Genomic DNA, 8,633 nt, shown 5'->3' with positions numbered 1-8,633 from the left:
GCTGCATTATTGGCGACTGAAGCGGCAGAACTTGCTATTGAGTCTGCTTGACTTGCTTCTTCGTAGTTCTTCGTTGCTTCATCGGCTGCGGAACTTGCCACACTTGCTGCACTGGATGAAGCTGAGGCAGCTGAGCTTGCTACACTCGCAGCACTAGAAGCGGTGGAAGCTGCATTAGCTACACCAGCATTATTTGGTCGTTCACTTGCTAAGTCTGCGATGTCTTGCGCTGTACTATCTGCAGTAGATGCTGCACTTGATGCTTGATTTGCACTTTCTGAGGCATTATCAGCATAGCTATGGGCTTCATTAGCAGCAGAGCTAGCTGCGGAAGCATATTCACTTGTCTTCACACTTGAAACATCGGCTTCACTGGCAGCTTGACTTGCAGTGCTAGCAGAACTATTAGCATCTACTTGATCCATTGCTTTTTGAGCATCACTTTGAGCCGCATTTACTTCATCTAAAGCTACTTGGGCTGCACTAGCAAATTTAGCAGCTTCTTCTGCAGCGCTTTTGGCAATACTATCTTGATAATCAGCTTCACTTTGAGCGGCACTTGCGTTTACTGCAGCAGAACTTGCAACCACTGCTGCGGAACTTGCAGCACTTGCGGCAGATTGAACAGCTGCGCTATCAGCAGAACTTGCATTAGCTAAACTATCAGCAATTGCTGCAGCGCTTTGAGCTACACTTGCGGCCTCAGATGCTGCTTGACTAGCTACACTTGCGGCAGAATTTGCAGTTTGTGCATCACTAGCAGCATTAGTAGCTACCGTAGCTGCACTTGCGGCATTGCTTGCAGCTTGACTTGCAACGCTAGCAGCGGATTTTGCCGTCGATACTGCAGCAGAAACTGCAGCATCACTTAAATATTCACTGACAATCGAAGTAATTTCAGTTGCAGTGCTTCCTGCTTTTTGAGCAGCACTAGAAGCTTGACTTGCACTTTCAGAAGCATTTGCAGCATAACTACCTGCTTGAGAAGCACTATCTGAAGCCGTAGTTGTTGCGCTTGAAGCTAACTGTGCTGAACTATCCGCTTCACTTGCTTTATTTTGAGCAACTGCGTCATAAGCAGCAACTAATTCTAATTCGAGTGCTTGTAATGCTTGTTTAGCACGGTCAGCTGCACTTGATGCAGTCTGACGATCTGTATCAGCTACCGTTGCTAAGCTTGTAGCTGCACTTGCGGCTGCTGAAATAGCTGTCTTTTGAGCTTCTAACTCGCTACCTGTCAAACCTACATAGGACTCTTTAGCTGCTGATGCAACTGCATATTCATCATCAGCGGCACTGGCAGCACTCGATGCATTTGTTACGGCACTAGAAGCATCAGTAGCTGCTTCACTTGCAACACTTGCTGCACTAGAAGCGGCGGAAACAGCTGCACTGATTACACTATCTGTAGGGTATTGTGCTGCCATCGAATTAATTTCATCTGCAATCGCAGCAATTGAATCAATGCTATCGCTAATTTCAGTTGGATATGTGGCTGCTGAAGAGCTAGCTTCACTCGTGGCTAATTGTTCGCTCCGTGTTGTCACTAAAGCTGCATCCATAAAGGAATCTGTTGCCGTTGATGTGGCATCTTGCGCTAAACTTGTAGCTGCTGCAGCTTGGGAACTCATTGTAGTAGCTTGTGTTGCTGCCGACGAAGTAGCTTGAGCTAAGCTAGAAATACCACTATCAAGCTTTAATGCTGCCGCAGCTGATTCATTATTAGCAGCTGCACTCATATCACCTGATGCTAAATCTTCCACAGCGCTTTTCAAAAGTGACGCAGCAATAGTTGCAGTTGTTGCGGTACTTGTATACTTTCCGCTACTTGGCAAGGCTATTTCACTGAAGGTTCCTAAATCAGCCATACTATCCGTATATGCTGTAGCTGCACTGGCATAACTTGAAGCTTTAGCTGAACCACTTGTAATCACTGGATCAGAACCTGATGCTTGCGATAAAGTACTTGCCGCACTACTTAAAGTTGAAGTTGCGTCAGCTACAGAATCTGCAGCTGCTGAAATTGCTGCACTTGCACTTGATGCTGTTGCTTTCGCAGAAGATGCTTGTGTTGCTAAACTACTTACATATTCGCTTTGAGCAGTTGCTACCCCAGTTAAAATATCTTCAGCTAAGTCTGCCATTTTATCCATTGTTTCAGTGATCGCACTAGCTACACTAGAGGCAGCACTAGTAGCTGAACTTGCTACGGCTGCTTCTGAAATTGCTGCACTTGCATATGATGATTGTGCGCTAGCAGCTGAACTTGCCACATCGGTATCACCATTATCAGTCGCATCACTTGCTGCCATTGAACTTTGTAAAGCGTTCAATGCATTTGCTGCCGCACTAGATCCCACATCGTAAGCCGAGTCATAGCTAGCAACATCAGCTTTAACAACTTCACCTAGACTAGCGAGCGAAGTATTTTTGGTTGCTAAAGAGCTAGCTGCATCTGAAGTGATCCCTGCTTGACTAGCAGCACTAGAAGCTAATGACACGATCCCACTAGCACCTGATAAGATCGCAGAATAATCAGTCTTTGTAGTATCACTGATATATGTCGTCGCAAAAGCTTCAATAAAGTCATACATTGAACTTGCGACTAAGATCTTGTTGGCATCAAGGGTCCCATGTAATTCGATCGTCCATTTACCATTTTCATCAGCTTGGACTATATAATTTGCACTGGTATCACCAGGATACGTCAAAGTGTAGTCTACCCCATCGATCGTTGAAAGCGTACCATCATCGTTATAATAGTGCAAAGATACATAAGCGTTTGGTTCAGTTGTCCCACTGATCGATACTGTATTACTTGTGACCTGATCAGCAGAATCGATCGTGATCTCATTAGTAATATCTTTATAGGTATATTCTAGGTAACTTGTAGTTCCTAAACTATCGGCAATATTTTTACCAGCCGTTGTAGAAGCATCATCTAAGCCAACGACTTGTGCTGTACTTGAAGAAGAAGTCCCACTTGTTGTAACAGTATAGGTCGCTGTTTTATATGGTCCAAGCGTTGAACCATCTGCAGAAGTTTTAATATTGACATATTCCCCAGTAACATTACCATTAAAGCTAAAAATTTTTGATCCACTAGCGGCACTAGTATTATCAAAAATAACATCAGCCGGGCGATAGATCGTGACCGTAGCCCCACTGGCAGCGCTGATCAACGTTGTTTTACCGGTCACACCTTTTAAGGTAACGTTTGAATCTTTGCCAAACGATAATGTGCCCGTACCAGCAATATTGATCAAAGTATCCGTTTTAGAAGCAGAGGCTGCGGTATTAGTGATATTTAAACTACCACCATTATTAACGAAGATCTTCGAATTATTACCTTGATAAATATTTCCTTTAGAAGCTGTCCCAGTGTTTGTGATATTTAATGCTGCACCAGTTCCAACGATCCGCAACGTACCACCAGCCATGTAGATATCAGAGCTCGTAGTACTTAGCGTAGAGCTGTTAAGATTTAACTCAGCTCCTTCATTGATCACTAATGAGCTGTCAGAATCACTTAAATAGACCAGTGGGATCCCTAGCGTGTTAGCAGAAGTCGAAGTGATACTTATCTTAGCGTCTTTTGCTAACTCTAACGATCCACTTTCAATATCGATCAAGCCATTCGCCTTACTCAAATAACCACTAGAATAATTATCTGTCGTCAAGGTGATCGTAGACCCTTCACCGACCGTCATTGTTCCTTCCAAATAGATCATTGGAAGTGCAGTAGTGTTAGTACTACCATTAACACCTGGTGTATAAGTTGGTTTAGTCCCGGAATTTGATTGGATCAAATTCAAAGTAACATCTTTACCAATTTTCAAATATGAATCAGTGCCTGCGATCGTCAGATTACCAGCATAAGTCGATTCCATGGTGATGTTAGCACCATCTGTGATCTCAACTTGGGGACTTTCAAAGTTTTGTTGGACGTTACGAACATTTTGTGTCTTTACAGTCCCACCAAATGGTGACGTATAGCTATAAACAGATTTATAAGTACCTTCCCCAGATAAGATAACTTTTGCCGTTTGAGTATATATGACTTGAGCACCAGTATAATTTACATTATTAAATGTGATTGTTTGTGTTACCCCTGAATCTAATGAACTAACACCACCATTGGAAGTATCACTGTTGATCGAAATACCGCCCCAACCTTCAGCAACATACATGTTCCAATCATTGATCGTCAAATTCATTGATTCGGAGGAACTCGTATTGAAAGTTACGTAGCCCTCACCAAAATCAATACTGTGACCATTACCATTGATCGTTACATCTCTTATCGCTGAGGCATCAGTAATATACTGACCGGAGCTATACGTTGCCCCAAAGTTGATATCTGCCGTAACATTGATCGTGGAAGCTGTTCCTTTCAAAGCAGCTAATAATTCTGCTGCTGTTGAAACATTGACCGAATCATCATCGTCTCCACTTGTCGTACTTGTAGTTGCATCAGTACTTGTAGCTGCCAAAGTCTGCACCTTTGATTCGGCAAGTGCGGCATCACTAGATGCATCACTTTGGGTCGTTGCTAATAAACTAAGTGTTTGAAGGTCAGCCTCACTTGTTGTTGTTTCTGAAGTAGTACTATCTTCACTAGTAGCATCAGATGATGCTGCACTTGTCGTGCCAAGAGACGTATCACTCACAGAACTTGCAAGTGAACTAGTTACTTCGGAACTTGCTTGTGAGCTATTATCATGTTCGCTCGAAGCTAGTGATGCAGTAGCAACATCAGTTGTGGCTGTTACTTCTGAAGCTGGCTTAGTCGTGTTTTCTTCAGCCACACTTGAAGTAGCTTCACTTACTTGAGTTAAATTTTGTGTTTCACTAGCAGATGAAACTGCACTATCAGCTTCTGAAGTGACTTCAGTGCTAGCATCACTTGCGGTACTACTTGAACTATCACTTGTAGTCGAAAGATCAGCCGTTACGACACTACTTTGTGAGGAAGTTTCACTTGCAGTCAACGCGACCGAGGTATCATTAGTATCTTCCGCACTTTGGGTCGCAGTACTCGTTGCTGACGTTTGCGCTATCTTTGCCGATGTACTAGAAGTAGCTTGATCACTTTGACTAGCACTACTACTTGTATCAGACGTATTCTCACTTGCACTAGTTGGCGCTGATGAGCTCGTCGTATAGACCGAACTATCTTCAGTCGTAGCTGCTTGAGCCACTTGATCTGCATTTACAGGACTCGTAATGCTAAAGGCCCCTAATGAGAAGAAAACGATCGGGGCAACCATCCAACTCTTACCAGCCTTGTACATTTTGTAACGTTTCTTTAATTTACCTTCACTAAATAAGTTTCTATTTCTTTTCACGATCTCTACCCCCTTAGGAATTTAGAAAGATAATACTTGTTGCCAAGCGTCAATAAAAGCTTTTTTACTGTGTTTTTTAGCGGTCATTAAAGCACCATTTGATAATTTTTGATATTCAGTAGGTGAACTAAGGACATCAGCTATCTTGTTAGCCAAGATCTTTGGTGTCTTATTTTTAACGTTAAAACCATTTTCACCGTCTTTGATCAGGTCGTCTTTGGTATATGGAACTGCGTAACTAATAACTGGAACTGCATGAGCCATACTTTCTAACATATTCATCCCTAAACCTTCGCTATCACTTGTGTTTACAAATAAAGTAGCTTTAGCATAAATACTTAGATCTAAATCATAGTTCATAAAAGTCACAACATCTTTTATTTTTAGTTCTGCGACTAATTTTTGTAATCGTTCACGGTAAGCTTGGCTAGAGAAGTATCCTTGTAACTTAAGCCGTAAGGTCTTATCTTGGTCATGTAAATATTTAAAAGTCTTTAATAAATCACCGATATTTTTTTCTTCAGCTAAGCGCCCTACATAGACAAGCGTTTTTTGAGCGGTCAATTGCTTAGCCTCTTTGACTGGTGTCACCCAACTATCGGGCGCAAAACCAGGAGCTACACCATTAGGTAAAAATTCTTTTACTTGATCAGCAGCTTGTTTGGTTGGGAAAAGTACCTGGTCAAATTTTTGATTTGTTAAAACATCCCGATAACTTGGCACGATCCCTGCTTGCACATTTTTGTTATCCACAAATGGTGCGCTGTGAATAAAGGCTAATTTTTGCTTAGCATTGATCACATTAGCCACACTGTTATCAAGCGTACGCCGATCTGAGATAAAGATCCCAGGTTCACTAGCATTTACCTCATTTAAAAAGAACGTAAATAACTGGTCTTGCGTATCAAAAACATAGGTCTGACCTTTATAGTTAGGCAATTTCCAACTTGATGGTAAAACTTTATCGCCGATCTGCATGTGTACGACTTCAAGTGCGATCGTTCCATCTTGTTTGAGATATTCTTGGGTCGCAATTTCCCCATTAGGATGATAAGTTTCGACCATCGAGCGAAAACCACGCCAATCCCAGTGTTCTTTAAGCGTTGTGTGCCCTAAACTATCAAAGTATTCGATCACACCAACTAACCCAATCGTTTCTGGCATGACATGAACTTTACCGATCACTTTTCCTTGGTAACGCAATTCAGAGATGTTATTGTCGATCCCCACAATGTGATAGTCTTTAAGTGCCATACTATCAAGTAAACGTAATGGTTTTTCTGTTCGCTCTAATGCCACCGTCTCTTGAAAATAGTCATACATGTTGATGACATTTTCTTTAGCGATCCCATGTTTTTCCATGTCCTTAGCGAGCATGCGACTATAGTTACGCAACAATAGCTTTGTTTTAAACCCTTGTTCGTTAAAGGCTTTAAGTCGTTCAAATTGCGAAAATTCAGTCCCTGAGTTAAATGAAAAAACATTTTCACCGACTAAATAAATCATTTCGTGACATCTCCTTTCAACGTTTCATTTGCATCTTTCAAAAGTTCTTGCCAAGCATGCCAAACATTTTCGTTAGAATAACGTTCGCTTGAACTGTAAGCATTTGTACTAAATTCTTGCATTAATTTTTTATCTTTAAATAGTTTGATCATCTTTTGTGCTAAAGCTTGATAATCACCGTAGTCAACAATATAACCATTGTGTTCATCTTGAACGATATCATTAGGACCATAATTGACGTCATAAGTTACCCCAACTACACCATGTGAGATGGCTTCCATGATCGCCAAATTAAAGCCTTCCATGCGTGAGGTCAACCCAAAGATCTGCGCCTTATCCAAAACTTCGCCGATATTTGAAGTATAGCCCTTAAATTTAACAATATCGTTTACACCTAGTTCATTGATCGTTTCAACAACTTTGCGTTTTTCTTGGTAATTATTACTTGGGTCAGCGTAACCATAGAGATCAAGAGTCACTTCGGAAACTTCTTCTTTAACCAAAGCAATTGCGCGCACTAGATCGTCTAACCGCTTTTCGTGTGCGATCCGTGCCACGGCTACCACCTTACCAAATGTCCGTGCATCTTCTTTTACTTGTGGTGCTCGTAAAGTTTCATCGGGTACGATCCCAACTGGAATTGTGAAACTTTTGGCCACTGGTTTAAAGCGTGCGATCACGTCATCAGTTTGCCGTTTTGTCGCCGAAACGACCGCTGAATAGCTGTCGATATTAGCTAATGAATATTCATAATTATTATTAACGATAGAATGCATTGGATCTTGTGAATCGCCTGCTTGGGAATTGTGTAAGTGAAGTACCGTATAAGCAGGACGTTTCAAACGTGTTAAAGCACCATCTGCTAATAAGGAACGGTCAAGAACAAAAACATTTTTTCCTTGTTCATTGATCCGGTTTAAGAAATATTCAAAGAATTGATCTAAGGTGTCAAATGTGTGGACTTCGTGATTTTTGTCACGTAAAAGCCAACCTGTTTTTGTAAGTTTATTGTGAATATCAAATTTATAAAAGGTGCGAATCACACTTCTACCATCTGGGGTCAGCCATTCTTCGCTCCCGATCTTATTATCTGGTGTATACCATTGACGTAAGGAACAAAAGCCACGTGAATCATAAAGATCAACTCGATAAAGATTGTTATAGCCATCAAAAAGTTCCGTCGAAACGACCCGTTTATCTGCGTTTTTATCATAATTAACGCGTGCTACTAACTTGCCATTTTGGCGCTTAACAAGATAGCGTGATTTTTCGTTTTCTTCTGTGATCGTCAAGTTTCTTAAGCCAAAATCAAGATCATTGACCTTAATAGTTTTAGCTGGAACTTCTTGAGCTTCTTGGAAGAAATCAAACATCCCTAACAAATGTTTGTCATCGATTCCGGCAGCATTTGCGGTCTCATGTAAATTCTTATTCCAATCTCTAACAACTAAACGACATGGTACTTGATAGTGCTCGAAAAGCTTGATTCGCTTTACTTCAGCATGCTCGATCCCTGATTTATGGTCTGGCATACCAAAATTGATAAAGTATATCATTAATGACCCCTCCGTTATTTTGCATCCTGATTCAAAAATACTGTTTTATTAATTTAGCAACATATTGTGCTTAATATGTAAAAGTAGATCAAATTTAAAAGCTTTATGTAACAATACTGACATTATAAATCTAAATTTTTTTATTCAACACATCACTTTCAAAATTTGTGTTGATTTGTGCAATTTTTGCGTTTTTATTCAACAAATAATTTTTGTTTTTTCT

Annotated in this window: 3 protein-coding genes; all 3 read right to left on the bottom strand. The window is 40.9% G+C overall.

What is annotated here, in order from left to right; translation table 11 throughout:
• The coding region (locus tag FC32_RS05190) for a KxYKxGKxW signal peptide domain-containing protein (protein ID WP_082587122.1) at nt 1-5,348 on the bottom strand (5,348 nt) is incomplete at its 3' end.
• A 21-nt stretch (nt 5,349-5,369) separates the two neighbouring features.
• Complete coding sequence (locus FC32_RS05185) at nt 5,370-6,854, bottom strand: glycosyltransferase (RefSeq protein ID WP_025087887.1); 1,485 nt, start codon at nt 6,852-6,854, stop codon at nt 5,370-5,372.
• Nucleotides 6,851-8,410, bottom strand: a complete 1,560-nt coding sequence (gene asp1 / locus FC32_RS05180; protein ID WP_025087886.1) for an accessory Sec system glycosyltransferase Asp1 — start codon at nt 8,408-8,410, stop codon at nt 6,851-6,853. Before asp1 ends, FC32_RS05185 begins: the two co-directional genes overlap by 4 nt.
• Nucleotides 8,411-8,633: the final 223 nt, after the last annotated feature.

It is taken from the genome of Ligilactobacillus apodemi DSM 16634 = JCM 16172 (assembly GCF_001434405.1).
Taxonomy (GTDB): domain Bacteria; phylum Bacillota; class Bacilli; order Lactobacillales; family Lactobacillaceae; genus Ligilactobacillus; species Ligilactobacillus apodemi.
The sequence above is the reverse complement of the archived record's forward strand: the minus strand, read 5'-3'. Positions and strand labels throughout refer to the sequence as shown.